The 316-nt window shown below is 75.9% G+C and carries 1 protein-coding gene; it reads left to right on the top strand.

Features of this window, described 5'->3' with window-relative positions; genetic code table 11:
• Positions 1–182, top strand: a 182-nt coding sequence (locus tag JHD80_RS27585) for a hypothetical protein (protein ID WP_199093800.1), incomplete at its 5' end; no start/stop codon positions are given.
• Positions 183–316: the final 134 nt, after the last annotated feature.

Genomic DNA, 316 nt, shown 5'->3' on the forward strand with positions numbered 1-316 from the left:
CCCCCCCCCCCCCCCCCCCCCCCCCCCCCCCCCCCCCCCCCCCCCCCCCCCCCCCCCCCCCCCCCCCCCCCCCCCCCCCCCCCCCCCCCCCCCCCCCCCCCCCCCCCCCCCCCCCCCTTTTCAAGCCCAAGACGGCATACGAGATCGCGCCTAGAGTCTCGTGGGCTCGGAGATGTGTATAAGAGACAGGCCCGAGAGCCACCCGGCGAGCTTCCGGCGTTATCTGCGCGAGCGCTTCATGGCGCCGCTCAAGAATGCACCGGCCTTCATTCCCGTCGATGGCGAGGGTGATCCCGCGGCAGTGGTGAAGCAGCTC

Source organism: Allobosea sp. ASV33 (genome assembly GCF_016428755.1).
Classification (GTDB): domain Bacteria; phylum Pseudomonadota; class Alphaproteobacteria; order Rhizobiales; family Beijerinckiaceae; genus Allobosea.